The sequence below is a fragment of the Streptomyces pyxinicus genome (genome assembly GCF_024753135.1).
GTDB lineage: Bacteria > Actinomycetota > Actinomycetes > Streptomycetales > Streptomycetaceae > Streptomyces > Streptomyces pyxinicus.
On the sequence record NZ_JANUGP010000013.1, the window covers coordinates 185,912 to 203,570 of the forward strand.

Annotated in this window: 17 protein-coding genes and 1 pseudogene; 7 read left to right on the plus strand and 11 right to left on the minus strand. The window is 73.5% G+C overall.

Going from position 1 to position 17,659, the window contains the following annotated elements:
• Positions 1–28: 28 nt before the first annotated feature.
• From NX794_RS19210 to NX794_RS19225, 4 genes are all read right to left on the minus strand, one after another.
• Positions 29–205, minus strand: coding sequence for a hypothetical protein (locus NX794_RS19210; protein WP_258779802.1), 177 nt, complete (start codon positions 203–205; stop codon positions 29–31).
• 173 nt (positions 206–378) lie between these two features.
• Positions 379–1,023, minus strand: a complete 645-nt coding sequence (locus tag NX794_RS19215; protein ID WP_258779803.1) for a DUF899 domain-containing protein — start codon at positions 1,021–1,023, stop codon at positions 379–381.
• Between the two features lie 79 nt (positions 1,024–1,102).
• A complete protein-coding gene (locus NX794_RS19220; RefSeq protein ID WP_258779823.1) occupies positions 1,103–2,914 on the minus strand; it encodes an FUSC family protein in 1,812 nt (603 codons plus the stop codon).
• 302 nt (positions 2,915–3,216) lie between these two features.
• Positions 3,217–5,163, minus strand: a complete 1,947-nt coding sequence (locus NX794_RS19225; protein WP_258779804.1) for a tetratricopeptide repeat protein — start codon at positions 5,161–5,163, stop codon at positions 3,217–3,219.
• A gap of 38 nt (positions 5,164–5,201) precedes the next feature.
• On the opposite strand from NX794_RS19225, the gene NX794_RS19230 reads away from it, so the two are divergent.
• The 3 genes and pseudogenes from NX794_RS19230 to NX794_RS19240 all read left to right on the plus strand — a co-directional run.
• Entirely contained in the window at positions 5,202–5,858 is a 657-nt protein-coding gene (locus NX794_RS19230) for a hypothetical protein (RefSeq protein ID WP_258779805.1), read from the plus strand.
• A gap of 141 nt (positions 5,859–5,999) precedes the next feature.
• Entirely contained in the window at positions 6,000–6,473 is a 474-nt protein-coding gene (locus NX794_RS19235) for a GNAT family N-acetyltransferase (RefSeq protein ID WP_258779806.1), read from the plus strand.
• Between the two features lie 50 nt (positions 6,474–6,523).
• Positions 6,524–6,645, plus strand: a pseudogene (locus NX794_RS19240) (GntR family transcriptional regulator); the annotation flags it as partial.
• A gap of 77 nt (positions 6,646–6,722) precedes the next feature.
• On the opposite strand, the gene NX794_RS19245 reads toward NX794_RS19240, so the two are convergent.
• Positions 6,723–7,418: a uracil-DNA glycosylase gene (locus NX794_RS19245; RefSeq protein WP_258779807.1), complete on the minus strand. Its 696-nt coding sequence runs from the start codon at positions 7,416–7,418 to the stop codon at positions 6,723–6,725.
• A gap of 121 nt (positions 7,419–7,539) precedes the next feature.
• On the opposite strand from NX794_RS19245, the gene NX794_RS19250 reads away from it, so the two are divergent.
• Positions 7,540–8,268: an RNA-binding S4 domain-containing protein gene (locus tag NX794_RS19250; RefSeq protein WP_258779808.1), complete on the plus strand. Its 729-nt coding sequence runs from the start codon at positions 7,540–7,542 to the stop codon at positions 8,266–8,268.
• A 57-nt stretch (positions 8,269–8,325) separates the two neighbouring features.
• On the opposite strand, the gene NX794_RS19255 is transcribed toward NX794_RS19250, so the two are convergent.
• Together NX794_RS19255 and NX794_RS19260 are read right to left on the minus strand one after the other, a co-directional pair.
• On the minus strand, positions 8,326–8,778 hold the full coding sequence (locus NX794_RS19255) for a DoxX family protein (RefSeq protein ID WP_258779809.1): 453 nt from the start codon (positions 8,776–8,778) through the stop codon (positions 8,326–8,328).
• Positions 8,779–8,918: 140 nt separating this feature from the next.
• On the minus strand, positions 8,919–9,599 hold the full coding sequence (locus NX794_RS19260) for a class I SAM-dependent methyltransferase (protein ID WP_258779824.1): 681 nt from the start codon (positions 9,597–9,599) through the stop codon (positions 8,919–8,921).
• A gap of 165 nt (positions 9,600–9,764) precedes the next feature.
• Here NX794_RS19260 and NX794_RS19265 point away from each other — a divergent pair, with 165 nt between their 5' ends.
• Positions 9,765–10,061, plus strand: a complete 297-nt coding sequence (locus NX794_RS19265; RefSeq protein ID WP_258779810.1) for a DUF6343 family protein — start codon at positions 9,765–9,767, stop codon at positions 10,059–10,061.
• Positions 10,062–10,075: 14 nt separating this feature from the next.
• On the opposite strand, the gene NX794_RS19270 is transcribed toward NX794_RS19265, so the two are convergent.
• The 4 genes from NX794_RS19270 to rpsA form a co-directional block, all read right to left on the minus strand.
• Complete coding sequence (locus NX794_RS19270; protein WP_258779811.1) at positions 10,076–10,456, minus strand: tetratricopeptide repeat protein; 381 nt, start codon at positions 10,454–10,456, stop codon at positions 10,076–10,078.
• A gap of 50 nt (positions 10,457–10,506) precedes the next feature.
• The gene (coaE, locus tag NX794_RS19275; protein ID WP_258779812.1) at positions 10,507–11,121 is read right to left on the minus strand and encodes a dephospho-CoA kinase; all 615 of its coding nucleotides are present in this window, start codon (positions 11,119–11,121) and stop codon (positions 10,507–10,509) included.
• A gap of 103 nt (positions 11,122–11,224) precedes the next feature.
• Positions 11,225–12,163, minus strand: coding sequence for a PAC2 family protein (locus NX794_RS19280; RefSeq protein WP_258779813.1), 939 nt, complete (start codon positions 12,161–12,163; stop codon positions 11,225–11,227).
• Between the two features lie 224 nt (positions 12,164–12,387).
• A complete protein-coding gene (rpsA, locus tag NX794_RS19285; protein WP_258779814.1) occupies positions 12,388–13,881 on the minus strand; it encodes a 30S ribosomal protein S1 in 1,494 nt (497 codons plus the stop codon).
• Between the two features lie 226 nt (positions 13,882–14,107).
• Between rpsA and NX794_RS19290 the strand changes: the two genes are divergently transcribed.
• Positions 14,108–15,073, plus strand: coding sequence for a class I SAM-dependent methyltransferase (locus tag NX794_RS19290; RefSeq protein WP_258779815.1), 966 nt, complete (start codon positions 14,108–14,110; stop codon positions 15,071–15,073).
• A gap of 109 nt (positions 15,074–15,182) precedes the next feature.
• On the plus strand, positions 15,183–17,659 hold a 2,477-nt coding region (gene hrpB / locus NX794_RS19295), incomplete at its 3' end, for an ATP-dependent helicase HrpB (RefSeq protein WP_258779816.1).

A 17,659-nucleotide genomic window follows, 5' to 3' on the forward strand; every position in this document is an offset into this window, starting at 1 on the left:
GCCCCACCGAGTTACCGGCCGCGCCGGCTCACTCGACCGCGCCGCCCCCGCGCACGATGACGAGGAACGTGTCCGTCGCGAGGTCCATGACCACCTCGGCGGGCATGCCTTCCTGGCGCCGCGCGTGCGCGAACTCCTCCGCGGGCCAGGATCCCCGCGGACCACCGGCGGGAAAGCGTTCGAGCACTGTTCGCCCGTTCACCATCTCGCACCTCCAGAAGCGTCGTACTTGAAGGAGTAAACGCCCTGGGGAGGGGAAACGGCTCGCTCAGTGACCCGACTGAGACATTGTCGGCACCCGCTCGGCGCGGACGGTGAGAATCCGTGCACGTCGTGACACGAATCGGACCTTCCGTGATCGCTCGATGACCATGCGCGTCAACAGTCGTACTCGTCATGCAGGCGCGGTCCGGCACCGTCGGCGGGAGCGGGGCCGAGCACGGTCAGGTCCAGGAGCCCGGTGAGGGTGCCGAGGCCGTCGAGCGCGTCGTCGTGGACGGAGTAGGTGTGGAAGACCCGGTCGTGGTCGCGCAGGAAGCAGCTCAGGCCGGGCCGCTCGACCGGTCGGCCGTCGCGCACGACGGTGGCCTCGAAGTCGAGGTTGAAGTCGCTGTGGGCGGCGGAGTACCACGGCACCGCCCAGCCCATCCGGGCCTTGAAGGGCAGGATGCGGGTGAACGGCGCCCGGGAGACGGCCGCGAAGGAGGTGCCCCGGGCGCGCAGGTGGGCGAGCTGGCCGACCTGGTCGAGGAAGGCCGCGCAGCAGGGGCAGCCGGTCGCCCACTCCGGGGCGAACATGAAGTGGTGGACGACGAGTTGGGCGCATCCCTCGAACAGGTCGAGGAGGGTGGCCTTGCCGTCCCCGCCTTCGAACACGTACGCGGGATCGACCTCCACCACGGGCAGCCGGCGCCGCTCGGCGCCGAGGGCGGCACGCGCCTGCCGGACCGCCTCCTCCTTGTGCCGTAACTCCTCGCGCGCCACCCGCCACTGCTCGCGCGAGACGATCTCCGGAAGCGACATGAGTCCTCCTGTCCGACGGCCGGTCCGGGGTGGTGACCGTCGTCGGATACGGAACTCATCGGCGTGCGCGCGGGATTTTTCAGGACAGTCTCCGTGCCGCGGGGCGCTGGGCGGCAGGATCGCCGCCGGCGGGCAGCGGCACCTTCAGCTTCCGTGTCGCGTCCCGGAGTTGTTCGAGGTGCCGGGGGGTCAGCTCGCCGGTGTCGTCGAGGTGCACGGCACAGGCCGTGGTGGTGTCCACGAGCCGTTCCAGCGCGTCGGCGACGACGTCCGCGCCCTCGGCGTGCCGGGCGAGCGGGGGCAGTTCGGCGGCGGCGAGGGCGATGGCGGTACGCGCCTCGGCGAGGGTGCGATAGGCCTCCCGGCGCAGCGCCCAGCGCTCGGCGCGGTCGCCGGACCCGCCGAGGACGTGCCGGAGATAGGCGTCCGCGGCGTCCGTGGCCACGGCGATCCGGGCCCGGACCCCGCCGCCGCGCTGCCCCGGCATCGGCAGGTGTCCCACGACCAGCACCAGCGCGCAGGCCAGGAGCGTCTCCCCGATCCTGCTGAGGGAGGCCCCGGGGTCCCCGCCGACCATGACCAGGGCGAGCACGAGCACCGTGGCGACGGCGGTCACGGCCGCGAAGTGCCGGGTGGAGAGGGGGACGAGCGCCCCGCACACCGCCACCAGGACGATCAGCCCCGCCGGCCGGGGCAGCGCCGCGGCGAGTCCGGCGAAGACCAGCGCGCCGAGCACGGTGCCGGCGGCCCGGCACAGCACCCGGGAGGCGAGCGGTCCGAGGTCGGGCTTGACCAGGAAGACGGTGGTGGCGGGCAGCCAGTACCAGTGCTGGTGCGGGCCGTACCAGCCGGTGCGGTGCAGGGCCTGCGCGATGGCGACGCTGCCGCCGAAGCAGAGGGCGACGCGCAGGGCGTACTCGCGTCCGCCCGTCCCGAAGGCGGCGCGCACGGCGTCGAGCGCCCCGCGGCGCCGGGCGAGCAGCCGGTGGTGGGCGCCGTCGGCGCGGTCGAAGGCCACGGCGGCCCGCAGCAGCGCGTCGTCCAGCGCGCGCAGGGCGGGGACGACGGGCGCGCCGCCGCCGTCGCGCGGCAGGTGGGGTGCGGGCAGGGGCCCGGAGACGGTGTTGCCGCGGACGGCGGCGGCGAGCCGGCGGGGCCCTTCCGCGGCCCGTTCCTCGACCGGCTCCCCCACCCAGAACAGGGCGGTGGCGGCCTCGGCGAGCGGAAGCGCGGCGGCGTACTGGGCGTGCAGCCGGCGCTCGGCGGCCGAGCTGGCGTACCGGCGCAGCCGGGGCCCGGCCAGGGCGTCCTGGGCGTGATCGAGGGCCGCGGTCAGCGCGGCCCGCCGGGCGGTGGCGTGCGGACCGCCGGTCGCGTCGAGGAGGGCGGCCACGGCGTCGTAGACCTCGGCGACCGCCCTGCGCTCCCCGTCGAACCGGAAGTCCCCGGCGAGCGAGCCGGGGGTGGGCAGGGCGAGCCGCAGCAGGAGCAGCCAGCCGGCGCCGGCGAGGAAGGCCAGGGCCCGCTGCCAGCCGCTCTCGGTCGCGGGCATGCCCGCTCCGACGGAGGCGGCGACGAGCAGTTGGATGCCCGCGGCCGAAGCCACGGGCCCGATCACGCTGACTCCGCCGCCGACCAGTCCGAGCCCGGTGAGGGCCAGGGTCAGCGGTACGGCGGACAGCCCCTGTCCGGCGTACGTACCGACGAGCAGCCCCAGGGCTCCGGCCAGCGCGGGCACCCCGAGCCGCTTGACGGAGGTGCGGCGGCTGCCCGGCCGGTCGTTGATCCCGGCGAGCATGGCACCAATGGCCGCGAGCACCCCGGCGGCCGTCCAGCCGCTGAGCACCCCGGCGAGCAGCAGCGGCCCGGCGGCGAGCGCGCCCCGGGCCATCGCGTTCCAGGGCACGGGCCCGCGCTGGGCACGGAAGGCGTGGGCGAGCCAGGGGGGTGCGACGGGCCGGGTCACGGGGCTCCTGTTCGTACGAGGGCGGGGCGGGCCTTCGGACGACGGTGGCCGGTCGGCTTGCGTTCCCACCGGGCACCGCGAAGGTGCGCCGGACACTTACAACGGTACGGCGTGTACCCCATCAGGCCGGGGCGGTCACGTTGCGGGGAGGTGAAGGAGGTGAGGGACGTGAAGAGGGGGCGGGGACGGTGAGGGCGGCCCGGAGCGGGAGCCGGACGGCAGGCGTTTCAGCCCGTCGCGGCCACTCCGAAGTCGGCGCCCGAGATGCCGGCCAGTCCCTCCGCGATGCGTCGCAGGGGGACGCGCAGAGCGGCGAGCTGGGTGCGCATCTCCTCCGCGTCCGCCCACGCCAGCTCGTGGTCGAAGGGGGCGACGTCGGCGGGGCGGCGCGACTCGTGGGCGGCGAGCCTGGGGTGCCACGTCGTCGTGAAGGGCCGAAGCGTGTCGTTGATCAGCGCGTACACCAGGCTCTGCACGGTGGCGGCGCCGGTCGGCGCGCCCTGTTCCAGGCGGACGCTGTAGGTGTGCAGCGTGGCGCGCGAGAGGTCGATGAGCGACTTCAGGGAGGTGAGGGCCTCGCGCAGGCTGCCCGCGCCGGGGGCCAGTTCCTGCACGCCGATGCGGGTGACCATCTCGACCTGGATGTCGAAGGCGGCCATCCGCTCCGACTCGCTGGGCGCTGCTGACACGGGGGCCTCCCTCCGGCTTCCGGGCAGGACCAGCGTAACGGTCTCGCGGCGGCCGCACAGGATCCGCAGGGCGGCGTGCCGCAGGGCCTCGGTGCGGGCCGGCGCCGGGTCGTGGTGGTGCCAGGCGTGCAGGGTCACCGGGTGGAGGGTCCAGCGCTCGTCGTCCGCCGGGAGACCGGACGAGGCGGCGGGGGTCAGCAGGCTGCGGGTGCGCAGTTCCGCGATGCCGTTGCCGGCCCGGCGCGCCGCGACCACCTCGGGGTCCCGGTCCAGGGCGGCCAGCACGCGCGCGGCGTCGTCGGCCGTCACCGGCAGCGGGTGCAGGGCGGCCGCGCAGCGCAGTACGTCGGCCGCGTCGGCGGTGTCCACGTCGCGGACGACGGCCGCCGTGACGTGCTCGTTCGCGAGGGTGTCCAGCAGGGATCTGCCGCGGGCGTGCAGCCGGTCGTACAGATCGTGGGCCCGGTGCCCCGAGCGCAGTGCGCGGCCGAGCAGGGACAGGGCCAGCGGGTGGCCGCCGACCGCCTCGGCCAGCGGCTCGTCGCCGCCGACGAGGGCCCTGGCGTGGGTGTCGTCCAGCGGGCCCAGGTCCACGGGGGTGCCCAGGAGGTCGTGGGCGCGGCTGCGCAGGGTGAAGACCGTGTAGCCGAGGGGGTGCGGCGCGGCCATCCCGGCGAGGGAGTGCGGCGGCGCCGGGTCCGGCGCGACGGCGTCGACGATCCAGAGGAACGGCTCGCCCTGATGCTCGAAGAAGCCGAAGAGATCGCGCGGGCCGCCCAGGCCGAGGGCGCGCAGCGACTCGTCGAAGGCGGCGCCGTCGAGCCAGAACACGCCGCCCGGGTAAGCCGCCTCGAAGCGCGCCGCGTAGTCCCGGGCGAGCCAGGTCTTGCCGATGCCCGCCATGCCGCGGATCTGCACGGCGCGGCCGGCCGAGCGTCCCACGGTGAGCGGTGCGGCGTGCGCGTGCAGGGCCGAGTGCACCCGCCACAGTTCGGACAGCCGGCCCAGGAAGCCGGGGGGTGACGCGGGCGCCCCGTGCCGGGCGCGTCCGGGACCGCGCACCGCGAGGGGCATGGGGCCCGCCAGCCGGGCGAGGTGGTCGCGTACGTCCACCACGAGGGCGCCGAGGTCGTCGGCGGAGGCGTGCCGGGCGTCGCGGAGTTCCACGGGGTGGATGTGGCCGGTGGCCGGTTCCGGGTTGACGACCATGACGCGGCGCCTGGGGTCGCCCTCGCCGAGCCCGGCGAGGTAGGCGGTCGTCAGCTCCCACTGGCAGGCCTCGCGTTCGGGGTACGCGGCCGAGTAGTAGGCCAGGAGCGCTTTGGAGCGGCCCAGTTCGCGGCGGATGGTGTCACTGATCCCGGCGAAGGAGGCGACGCCGGACTCGTCGGTGAACACCGTCAGTCCACTGTCGCGCAACGCGCGGACGAGCGGACGGACCCGCTCCACATCACCGCGGCTGTAGCTGAGGAAGACGTCCCACACGACGACTTACCCTACTGTGGGTACCGGGGAGGGCGATCATGGCACACAGGCAGCGCAGGCGGCGGCGACCGAGCGGTCCCTCGCAGATCACGGCCAAGCTCACGATTCCGTTCGTCGGCGAGATCTCCGGCACCTGGGAACCGGCGGACGCGGAACGCAGTGCGGCCTGGGAGCTGTACCTCGAACTCGTGACCCGCGTCTCGGTGGAGGAGCTGGCACGCGAGGAGGGACTGCTGCGCGAGGCGCTGTCCTCCCTGTACACCTTCTTCACCACGACCCGCGAGATCCTCCGCCGCTACGGCCCCGGCGTCGCACCGCCGCTGGCCCCCGGGCACGTCAGCTTCGGTGTCCTCGCGGTCACCGTGCTCAACCGCGTCCTGCGTCCGCTGCTGGCGTCCTGGCACCCACGGCTCACCGCCTACGAGTCCGGGCGCCCGAGTGATCACGATCCCGTGCTGTGGGAGCGGGAGTGGGAGCACGCCGAGGCGCTGCGGGCCGAGATCACGGCGGTCCGCCGTTCCCTGACCTCGCTGGCCCGCACCCTGCAGGCCGTGGCCGGCGTCGGCGACCTCATCGACCTCCCCGCTCCCCGCGCGCCGAGGGCGAACAGTGACACCCCCCCCCCGCAGGTCAGAGGCACCGTGACGGCTGAGTGGCGGAAGAGCGGCGCTCGGCCCGCCCTGCGGACGGCGTGAGCGGGCTCGGGACACACGTCGGCAGCGGCTGACCGCACCGGATCGATCATGTCCGGGTGCGGGCGGAAAACGGGATGCGATGTCTTTCCGTGGCCACCATCATCTGGTGGTCATCCCGTCCAACTCCCCCGAGGAGCCGCCATGACCGGACCGCCCACCCACGCACACGCGGTCGAGTTGCGGCGGGCCGACGGCGGCGACGCCCGGGCCGCCGCCGACGTGTACCTGCGGTCGTTCGCCGCCGCGCTGCCCAGCGTCGTCCGGCCCCGCAGCGACGACGAGGTGCGTGACTACATCCGGGACGTCGTGGTGCCCGCACGCGAGACGTGGGTGGCGGACGCGGCCGGCACCGGGATCGTCGGGCTCATGGTGCTCGACGGCGCGTCGCTGTCGCAGTTGTACCTGGACCCCGAGTGGCGGGGGCGCGGAATCGGGGACCGGTTCGTCGCGCTGGCCAAGGAGCGCGTCCCGGGCGGCCTTGACCTGTGGACCTTCCAGGTCAACAAGGCCGCCCACCGTTTCTACGAGCGCCACGGCTTCACCGCCGCCGAGTTCACCGACGGCAGCCGCAACGAGGAGGGGGAGCCGGACGTACGGTACGAGTGGCGGCCGTGAGGGCTCCGCGCCCGTCGACTCCGGCTCAGTCCGTCCCGGGCCCCCACCTCCACGACCGCATCCTCGCCCTGGCCGGTGACAGCCCGCTGATCTCGGTCATGGAACCGGTTGACGGCCGCCTGCGCCGGAGGCGATCGCCTCCGGAGATCCGGACCGCGCCCGCGCACCGGCCCGCATACAGCGGGGAGGCGGAACGCGGCGAGTGAGGGTGCGTCCCCGTCCTGCCCAGGGCCGGGGGGCTTCCCTCCGCTACGGCAGCCCCGCCGCGTCCGCCGCCGTGCGGAGCACCTCGCGCAGCATCTCGCCGGTGAGCCGGCCGGTGAAGGTGTTGCGCTGGCTGACGTGGAAGCAGCCGAACAGGTCCAGGCCGTCCAGTGCGACCCGGGTGCCGTGGGCGAAGGCCGGGCGGGGGCGCGGCACGGTCCAGCCGGCCTCGGCGAACGCGGGCAGCGCCGCCTGCCAGCCGAAGGCACCGAGGACGATCACCGCCTTCATCGTCGGGCGGAGCAGCTTCAGCTCCTGCACCAGCCAGGGGCGGCAGGTGTCGCGCTCACCGGGGGTCGGCTTGTTGGCGGGCGGGGCGCAGTGCACGGGCGAGGTGACACGGACGCCGTACAGCTCCAGACCGTCGTCCGCGCTGACCGAGGTGGGCTGCGAGGCGAGCCCCACGTCGTAGAGCGCCTGGAAGAGCACGTCCCCGGAGCGGTCGCCGGTGAACATCCGCCCGGTGCGGTTGCCCCCGTGCGCCGCCGGGGCCAGCCCCACGATCACCAGCCGGGCGTCGGCCGGTCCGTAACCGGGCACCGGCCGCCCCCAGTAGGTCCAGTCGGCGAACGCGGGCCGTTTGGTCCGGGCCACCTCCTCACGCCAGTCGACCAGCCGGGGGCAGGCCCGGCAGCCCGAGACGCGCTGGTCGAGCCGGGCGAGAGCGGTGCTGTCGTCCATAGGGTCACGGTATGCCCCCTCCGGTCGGGGTCATGCGGGTCACAGGGCACACAGCGTGCGGGCTGCGAGTGGTGGGAAATTGGGGCCGGCCGTCGTGGTCCGGCGCGTTAGGGTCGGGAACATGGCTTCCGAGGATGCGGACGAGAATCTGAGCGGCGGGACCGGTGGAGTTGGTGAGACCGGTGGGCCGGGTGGCACGCGGTCCGGCCCGGGTATCGCAGGCTCCGGTTCCTCAGCCGAGCAGCCGCTCGATCCGGGGATCGCCGCCGCCGTGGCCGCCGCCGAGGCCGCCGGGCCGGGAAGCGGCGAGACCGTCCGGATCGACAGCTGGATCTGGGCCGTGCGTCTGATCAAGACGCGGTCCCTGGGTGCCACCGCCTGCCGCGGCGGGCACGTCCACGTGAACGGCGAGCGGGCGAAGCCGGCCTACTCGGTGCGCGTGGGCGACGAGGTACGGCTACGGCACGAGGGCCGGGAACGGGTCGTGATCGTCAGACGGCTGATCCGCAAACGGGTCGGCGCGCCCGTGGCCGTGCAGTGCTACATCGACAACTCCCCTCCGCCCCCGCCCCGCGAGGCCGTCGCCCCCGCCGGTCTGCGCGACCGGGGCGCCGGGCGCCCCACCAAGCGGGACCGTCGCGAACTCGAACGCCTCCGCAGCCTCGGCGGCCCACCGAGCCCCGGAGCGGTCTCCGGCTTCCCCGGATTCACCGGCTTCGCCGGGGCGGGTGGGGCGGGAGGCAGCGGAGCGGGTGGGTCCGGTGGCGCCAGTGGGTCTCAGGGTTCTGGTGAGCCCGGTGGCTCCCGTGACACCGGTGGCCGGTCCCGGGGGCGAGGGCGGGGTCGCTGATCGCGGACCGGTTACTCACCGGGACGGCTCCACAGGGGCGGTCCCGGCAGGCGACACTCAGCCGCGCCGGAGCAGTCGCCGCAGCTCTCTGTTGTGCCCTCGGCGGGCCCAGGCTATGACGGTCAGCGGCACGATCAGGATCAGCGGGGTCGCCGCGTTCTGACCGTCGAACACCGTGAGCTGGACGATGAACGCCCCCACCATGAGCATCCCGAGCGCGGTCGCCGCGACCGACTGGAGCACCGGGATCAACAGCCCCACCGCACCGGCCAGTTCGAGCGCGCCGATGGTGTACATGGCCCCCGTCCCCCAGCCGATGTGGTCGAAGGACTCGACCGCCGACGGGTGGGCGATGAGCTTGGGAAGGGCACTGGCGACGCCGTAGAACAGGGCGAGCAGGATCTGCAGGGAGCGCAGCGCGATCCTTGCCCACCGCACTCCTCTCCCGGTGGTCATGGCCGTCGGTGTCTCGGGTGCCGTGGAGCTGATGCGGGTGGTCGTCTCGGACATCGGGGTCTCCTGGTGAAGCGGTGACGTGGGGACGTGTGACGTGGTCCAGGTCGGTTTCACCCGGGTAGACCCGGCCCGCGGCGTGAACTCATCGGCCGGCCAAGAGAGACCTCCCGTGCGCGTCCTCCGTTCTGCAGGCTTCAGGCGGCCGGTCGGGCTCTCGCCCAGATGCCGTCCGGTGTGAGATACCTGTCCACCTCCAGTCCCGCCTCTGCCAGGGCCGACTCGAACTGCTCCGTCGTCAGCGGGCGGGACAGGAACGTCTGCGTCCAGACCGCGTCCGGGAACAGGTACTCCGCCGTGACTGAGTTCACCCCGTCCCCCACGGGCTCCGCCGACGCCATGCGCACGGTGAAGCCGCTCGGGTCCCTCCGCTCCCTGGGGATGTTCGTGTGGTAGTCCGCGCCCTCCCGCTGGATGAGCACACAGCCGCCGTCCGCGACGTGCGCGGCACACGTGCGCAGCAGGCCTCTGCGGACCTCCGGGTCCCCGGCGTGCACGAGGAACGACGCGAGCATCACCACGTCGAACCTCTCGGGCAGGCGCAGGTCCTCGATGGGAGCGCATATCGTGCGCGCCCCCTGGACCCGGGCCAGCATGTCCGCGGACTCGTCCACCGCCGTCACGCCGAAGCCGCGCTCCAGCAGGTGCCGGGTCACCCGGCCCACTCCGCAGCCCAGCTCCAGGATGCTCGCCCCGGCCGGTACCGCCGCGGCGATGATGTCCGGCTCGTCACCCACCGGCAGCCGCTCGTACAACTCCACCGCGCAGCCGTCCGGGGTGATCGCACCGGGTCCCGTGCCCTCGTATCCCTCACGCATCTCGACCGTCATGCCCGGAGAACGGCCCGCCGAGGCAGCCACGTTCCCGTTCGACCACGGTTCACCCGTTCGAGTCAGGCACGCTGTTCGGGCACTCTGCGCGCCGGCGCATGCTGGTGGGCGTCATCGTCGAGGAGTACGTTGCAAGGAGGAAGTGATGATCCGATGCGTACGGGCAGTGAACCGGCGACCGCGCGCAGTGCGCTACGGGCCCGGTTCTGGCTGAGCGTGTGGGGGCTGCTCTGGGCGGTCTTCGGCACGGCGGCGTTCGCGCTCGCCGGGCGTCCCGGCTGGGCAGCCGCCTGCGGGGTGCTGTGGCTGGTCGTCACCGTGGACATGGCCGTGGTCCTGCGGCACCTGCGGCAGGGCCCGCACTACCAGCCGGGCCGTGACGTGCCGCCGTATCCCCCGCCCGACGGCCCGCCTCCCTACCCGGGGCCCCGTCGGCACCGGCACCCGTGAGAAGGGTGCCCGGCTCAGTCCTCGAAGCGGGCCGCCTTCAGGTACTCCGGGTTCGGGTCGAGCGCCGCCGCCAGTCGGAAGTGGCGTTTGGCCTGGTCGGGTCGGCCCTGGCGCTCATAGGTCCGGCCGAGCGCGAAGTGGGCGAACGCGTTGTCCGGCTCGCGCTCCAGCACGATGGTGAACTCCAGCTCGGCCGGTCGCAGTTGCGCGGCGGCGAAGAAGGCACGCGCGCGCAGCAGCCGGGCGGCGGTGTTCTCCGGGTACGCGGCGATGACTCCGTCGAGCAGCTTCACCGCGCCCCGCGGGTCCCGTGCGTTGAGCAGCTGCTCGGCGGCACGGAAGTCGATGACATGCGTCTCCGGAGTACGTCCGGTGGAACCGCTGGTCTCGGGCACGGCAAAGTCCTTCCCACGCTGAACCACTTCAACGCCCCCGGTGGCCCTCGCTATTCCGCGCCGTCCCTCTCGCCTGCCCGTCGCGTCAGGCCGTCCCACACTTCGGCGACCCGCTTCCTCAGCGCGTCCAGCGGGACGTCGTTGTCGATCAGGATGTCCGCGATCTCCGCGCGCTGTTCACGGGTGGCCTGCGCCGCCATGCGCGCCCGTGCGTCCTCCTCGGTCATCCCGCGCAGCCGGACGAGACGGTCGAGCTGGGTCTCGGGGCTCGCGTCCACCACGATCACGAGGTCGTAGAGCGGGGCCAGGCCGTTCTCGGTGAGGAGCGGGACGTCATGGACGACCACGGCGTCGTCGGCCGCATGGGATTCCAGCTCACGGGAGCGGGCGCCGACCAGCGGATGCACGATCGAGTTGAGGACGGCCAGTCTCTCGGGGTCCGCGAAGACCAGCGCGCCGAGCCGGGGCCGGTCCAGGCCGCCGTCCGCGGCGAGGATCTCCTCGCCGAACGCCTCGACCACGGCGGCGAGGCCGGGGGTGCCGGGCGCCACGACCTCGCGCGCGACGCGGTCCGAGTCGATCAGCACGGCCCCGTGCTCCACCAGCAGCCGGGACACCTCGCTCTTGCCGGCGCCGATGCCACCGGTCAGGCCCACTTTCAGCATGAGCGGAAGCTTAGGCCCTGCCACCGACAGCGCCCCCTCCGGCACCGGGCGGCCCGGACTCCTCCTGCCCTCCCCGGCACCGGGCAGCACGCGCGCCGCGCCCTCAGTTGTCGCCTTCCCGCTCCGCCAGGAACCGCTCGAACTCGCGCCCGATCTCGTCGGCCGAGGGGATGTCCACCGGCTCGGCGAGCATGTTGCCCCGGGTCTCGGCGCCCGAGGCCGCGTCGTACTGGTGCTCCAGGCCTTGGATCAGGGCGGTCAGCTCCTCGTCGCCCTCCTGGATCTGGCGGTCGATCTCGGTCTGCGTGCGGTGCGCCTCGGTGCGCAGGGAGTGGGCGACACCGGGCAGGACCAGGCCGGTGGCGGCGGTGACGGCCTCCAGGACGGTCAGCGCGGCGTCCGGGTATGCCGAGCGGGCGATGTAGTGCGGGACGTGCGCGGCCACGCCGAGGACGTCGTGACCGGACTCCGCGAGGCGGTACTCGACCAGGGACTCGGCGCTGCCGGGCACCTGGGCCTCCTCGAAGGGGCTGCGGTGGCCGGGGACGAGGTCGGTCCGGTTGCCGTGCGGGGTCAGGCCCACGGGACGGGTGTGCGGGACGCCCATGGGGATGCCGTGGAAGTTCACGGACAGGCGCACGCCCAGCCGCTCCACGATCTGGCGGACGGCGGCGGCGAAGCGCTCCCACTCCACGTCGGGCTCCGGCCCGGACAGCAGCAGGAAGGGCGCTCCGGTGGCGTCCTGGACCAGACGGACCTCAAGGGCCGGCACCTCATAGCCGTCCCAGTGGTCCCGTTTGAAGGTCAACAGGGGTCTGCGGGCCCGGTAGTCGACGAGCCGGTCGTGGTCGAAACGCGCCACGAGCTGGTGGGGCAGTGAGGCGAGCAGCCGGTCGACGATCTGGTCGCCGGTCTCCCCCGCGTCGATGTATCCGTCGAAGTGGTAGAGCATGACAAGGCCGGCCGACTCCTGGGCGAGCGCCATGTCGACAACGGCGAGGCCCTTCGGCTCCCATGCGTACAAACCCTGCGGATCAAGCACTGTGACCGCTCCTCCTCGTGTTCCTCCTGCACAACACGCCCCGGAGCGCGGGCATTCCCGGTCGGCCCGCTGATCAGGCAGCTTGGGCGGCCCACCTTGACGTCCCGTCAGCGGGTCCGTACGTGCAGGGAACGCGAGCCGCCGGACCCGGAAAACCCTGAGGGGCCGTACCTCGAAAGGTACGGCCCCTCAGTCGCCTATCGGCTATGCCTCAGCGGCAGCGATCAGCTCTGGCCGCCGGCCAGCTTCTCGCGCAGCGCGGCAAGCGCCTCGTCCGAGGCGAGGGCACCGGAGGTGTCCGCACCCTCGGAGGAGTACGAACCGCCACCCGAGGCGGCCGGAGCGGCAGCCTCGCCACCCTCGGCGGCAGCGGCGGCGTCGGCCTCGCGGGACTTGATGACCTGCTGCTGGTGCTGCTCGAAGCGGGTCTGCGCCTCGGCGTACTGGTGCTCCCACGCCTCGCGCTGGGTCTCGTAGCCCTCGAGCCAGTCGTTGGTCTCGGGGTCGAAGCCCTCAGGGTAGATGTAGTTGCCCTGGTCGTCGTAGGACGCGGCCATGCCGTACAGGGTCGGGTCGAACTCGACCGAGGCCGGGTCGGCACCGAAGGCCTCATTGGCCTGCTTCAGCGAGAGGCTGATGCGGCGGCGCTCGAGGTCGATGTCGATGACCTTGACGAAGATCTCGTCGTTGACCTGGACGACCTGCTCCGGGATCTCCACGTGGCGCTCGGCCAGCTCGGAGATGTGGACCAGACCCTCGATGCCCTCGTCCACGCGGACGAACGCACCGAACGGAACCAGCTTCGTGACCTTGCCGGGCACGACCTGGCCGATCTGGTGGGTGCGGGCGAACTGCTGCCACGGGTCTTCCTGGGTCGCCTTCAGCGACAGGGAGACGCGCTCGCGGTCCATGTCCACGTCGAGAACCTCGACGGTGACCTCCTGGCCGACCTCGACAACCTCGGAGGGGTGGTCGATGTGCTTCCAGGACAGCTCGGAGACGTGGACCAGACCGTCGACGCCACCCAGGTCCACGAAGGCACCGAAGTTGACGATCGAGGAGACCACACCGGAACGGACCTGACCCTTCTGGAGGGTCGTGAGGAACGTCTGGCGGACCTCGGACTGGGTCTGCTCCAGCCAGGCACGGCGGGACAGGACCACGTTGTTGCGGTTCTTGTCCAGCTCGATGATCTTCGCCTCGAGCTCCTTGCCCACGTAGGGCTGGAGGTCGCGGACACGGCGCATCTCGACCAGGGAGGCCGGGAGGAAGCCGCGGAGGCCGATGTCGAGGATGAGACCACCCTTGACGACCTCGATGACGGTACCGGTGACGATGCCGTCCTCTTCCTTGATCTTCTCGATGGTGCCCCAGGCACGCTCGTACTGGGCGCGCTTCTTCGAGAGGATCAGGCGGCCTTCCTTGTCCTCCTTCTGGAGGACCAGGGCCTCGATCTCGTCACCGACGGCGACGACCTCGTTCGGGTCGACGTCGTGCTTGATCGAGAGCTCGCGGCTCGGGATGACACCTTCGGTCTTGTAACCGATGTCGAGCAGGACCTCGTCCCGGTCGACCTTCACGATGACGCCGTCGACGATGTCGCCGTCGTTGAAGTACTTGATCGTCTCGTCGATCGCGGCGAGGAAGGCTTCCTCGTTACCGATGTCGTTGACCGCTACCTGCGGGGTGGTGGCGGTGGTCTCGGTGCTGCTCGTCATGTGGGAAAGGGCTCCGGTACGGACATTGAAGTCGTAGGTACTGCTTACGCCGGGAGCCCGTTTCGCTCTGCAGAAGCCGGACAGCCTAGGAAGCGCCACACAAAACCACTGGTGGCGCCTCGACAACCGAGGGGACATACAACAGATGCGAGCGCAGCCTGCTACGTCTGAGGTGCGCAGGCCCGCAGCGCAACTTGTAGCATACGGGGGCAGCCGGACAGGGTCAATGCGCGAAGGCGCACACCCGGGGCGGATCGCCGCATTCCCGGCACAAGTTTCTTCCCAGGAGGCCACGAGGGCCCGTGGGACCGCTTCCGCGACCGCTCCCCGGCGGGTTGGACGGAAGAGTACGACGAGGGAGCCGATCATCCAAGAGCCCGAGACGAACCGACCCGCGGAGCCCGAGCCGGAGGCCACCCGGCGCGACGCGGGGGTCGCGGAGAGCGCCCGCGCCAACCGGGGCTGGTGGGACCGCAACGCGGACGAGTACCAGGTCGAGCACGGCACGTTCCTCGGCGACGACCGCTTCATGTGGGGCCCGGAGGGCCTGGACGAGGTGGAGGCCGAGCTGCTGGGGGCGCCGGAGGAGCTGAAGGGCCGGGACGTGCTGGAGATCGGCGCGGGCGCGGCGCAGTGCTCGCGCTGGCTGGCTGCCCAGGGCGCCCGCCCGGTGGCGCTTGACCTCTCGCACCGCCAGCTGCAGCACGCCCTGAGGATCGGCGGCTCCTTCCCCCTCGTCTGCGCCGACGCCGGGGCGCTGCCCTTCGCCGACGGCTCCTTCGACCTGGCGTGCTCCGCGTACGGGGCGCTGCCGTTCGTGGCGGACCCGCAGCTGGTGCTGCGCGAGGTGCGGCGCGTCCTGCGGCCGGGCGGCCGGTTCGTGTTCTCGGTGACGCACCCGATCCGCTGGGCCTTCCCGGACAAGCCGGGCCCCGAGGGCCTGTCCGTGTCCGCCTCCTACTTCGACCGCACGCCTTACGTCGAGCAGGACGAGGAGGGCCGCGCGATCTACGTGGAGCACCACCGGACGCTCGGCGACCGGGTCCGGGACATCGCGGCCTCGGGTCTGCGGCTGGTGGACCTGGTCGAGCCGGAGTGGCCGGCCTGGAACACCGCGGAATGGGGCGGCTGGTCCCCGCTGCGCGGCCACCTGATCCCGGGCACGGCGATCTTCGTGTGCGAGCGGGACTGATTCTCGCTCCCGTACGTGTACTCACATGTACCTACACGCGCGCGTGTGAGGGCCGTTTGTCCGTACGCGCGCGTGAGGGGCGTTTTCCGGGGCGTACGACACTGGGGGCGTGATCCGTTACGACGCCCTGGACGCGCTGCCCGTGCGCTCCGCCCTGCCCGCCCTGACCGAGGCCCTGGAGAGTGCCGGCACCGCCGTGCTGGTGGCGCCGCCCGGTACCGGCAAGACGACGCTCGTACCGCTGGTGCTGGCGGGGCTCGTCGGGGACGGTCCGGCGCGGCGTGTCGTGGTGGCCGAGCCGCGGCGGATCGCGGCGCGGGCGGCGGCCCGGCGGATGGCGTGGCTGCTGGGCGAGCGGCCGGGCGAGAGCGTGGGTTTCACGGTGCGCGGCGAGCGGGCGGTGGGGCGGCACACGCGCGTGGAGGTCGTCACGACCGGTGTGCTGCTCCAGCGGCTCCAGCGCGACCAGGAGCTGGCCGGCGTCGACGCCGTCGTCCTGGACGAGTGCCACGAGCGGCATCTGGACGCCGACACGGTGGCCGCCTTCCTGTGGGACGTACGGCAGGCGCTGCGGCCGGAGCTGCGCCTTGTGGCCGCGTCGGCGACGACGGACGCGCAGGGCTGGGCCCGGCTGCTGGGCGGGGCCCCGGTGGTGACGGCGGAGGGTGTCGGCCATCCGGTGGAGGTGGTGTGGGCGCCGCCGACGCGTCCGGTACGGCCGCCGCACGGGATGCGGGTCGATCCGGCGCTGCTCGGGCACGTGGCGTCGGTGGTGCGGCGGGCGCTGGCCGAGCGGTCGGGGGACGTGCTGTGTTTCCTGCCCGGGGTGGGCGAGATCGCGCGGGTGGCTGGCCTGCTCGGGGATCTGGGTGACATCGACGTGCTCCAGGTGCACGGGCGGGCACCGGCCGCCGTGCAGGACGCGGTGCTGACGTCCGGGGAGCGGCGCCGGGTGGTGCTGGCGACGTCGGTGGCGGAGTCGTCGTTGACGGTGCCCGGAGTGCGGTCGGTGGTGGACTCGGGGCTGGCGCGGGAGCCGCGGGTGGATCACACGCGGGGGCTGAGCGGGCTGACGACGGTACGCGCGTCGCGGGCCGCCGGGCGGCAGCGGGCGGGGCGGGCCGGGCGGGAGGCGCCGGGCGCGGTGTACCGGTGCTGGTCGCAGGCCGAGGACGGGCGGCTGCCGGCGTTCCCGGCGCCGGAGATCAAGGTGGCCGACCTGACGGCGTTCGCCCTCCAGGCGGCCTGCTGGGGCGATCCGGACGCCTCGGGGCTGGCGTTGCTGGACCCGCCGCCGGGTGGGGCGATGGCGGCGGCGCGCTCGGCGCTGTCGGCGGTCGGAGCGGTGGACGCCGCCGGGCGGGCGACGCCGGTCGGTGTGCGGCTGGCGCGGCTGGGCGTGCACCCGCGGCTGGGGCGGGCGCTGCTGAGCGGCTCGGACGCCGGTGCGGAGGTCGTCGCGCTGCTGTCCGAGGAGGTGCCTCGGGAGTACGGGGACGATCTCGCCGCCGCGCTGCGCCGGGCCCGGCACGGGGGCGACGCGTACGGGACGCGCTGGCGCGGCGAGGTACGGCGCCTGCGGTCCCTCTCCGCCGACCTCGGCCGGCCGACGCGGGGGGAGGCCGCGTCCGGGGCCGGCGGTGGTGTGGAGGACCGGCTGGCAGGGGTCGTCGCCGGGACGGCGTTTCCCGAGCGGGTGGCCAGGCTCGACGGGGGGTCGTACCTCATGGCGTCCGGGACGCGGGCGGAGCTGGGCGAGGGCTCCGGGCTGCGCGGCGCGCCGTGGATCGTGGTGGCCGTCGCCGACCGGCCCGCCGACAAGGGGCACGCGCGCGTGCGGCTCGGCGCCGCCGTGACCGAGGACGTCGCGCGGGACGTCGCGGGGGCGCTGCTCGCCGAGGAGACCGAGGTGCGCTGGGGCGAGGGGGATGTCGTCGCCCGGCGGGTCGAGCGGCTCGGGGCCGTGGAGCTGGCCGTACGGCCGCTCCAGGACGCCGACCCGGCGCTCGTCCGTGCCGCGCTGCTCGACGGACTCCGGCACGAGGGGCCCGGGCTGCTGCGCTGGTCGGCCGATGCGGAGGTGCTGCGGCAACGGCTGGCGTTCCTGCGCGCGCACCTAGGGGAGCCGTGGCCGGATGTGTCGGACGAGGCGCTGTACGCGCGCGTGGACGAATGGCTGGAACCCGAGCTGAGCCGGGCCCGGCGGCGGGCGGACCTCGCCCGGATCGACGCCGGCCAGGCGCTCGCGCGGCTGCTGCCCTGGGCGAGCGGGGCGGCCGGGCGGCTGGACGAACTGGCGCCGGAGCGGATCACCGTGCCGAGCGGGTCCCGGATCCGGGTCGACTACCGGGATCCGGAACGGCCCGTGCTGGCCGTCAAGTTGCAGGAGATGTTCGGGCTGGCGGACACGCCCGCCGTGGCCGGGGTGCCGGTGCTCGTGCACCTGCTCTCCCCCGCCGGGCGGCCCGCCGCCGTCACGGCCGACCTCGCCTCCTTCTGGCGGGACGGCTACCGCGGCGTGCGTGCGGAACTGCGCGGGCGGTATCCCAAGCACCCCTGGCCCGAGGACCCGGCCACCGCGGAGCC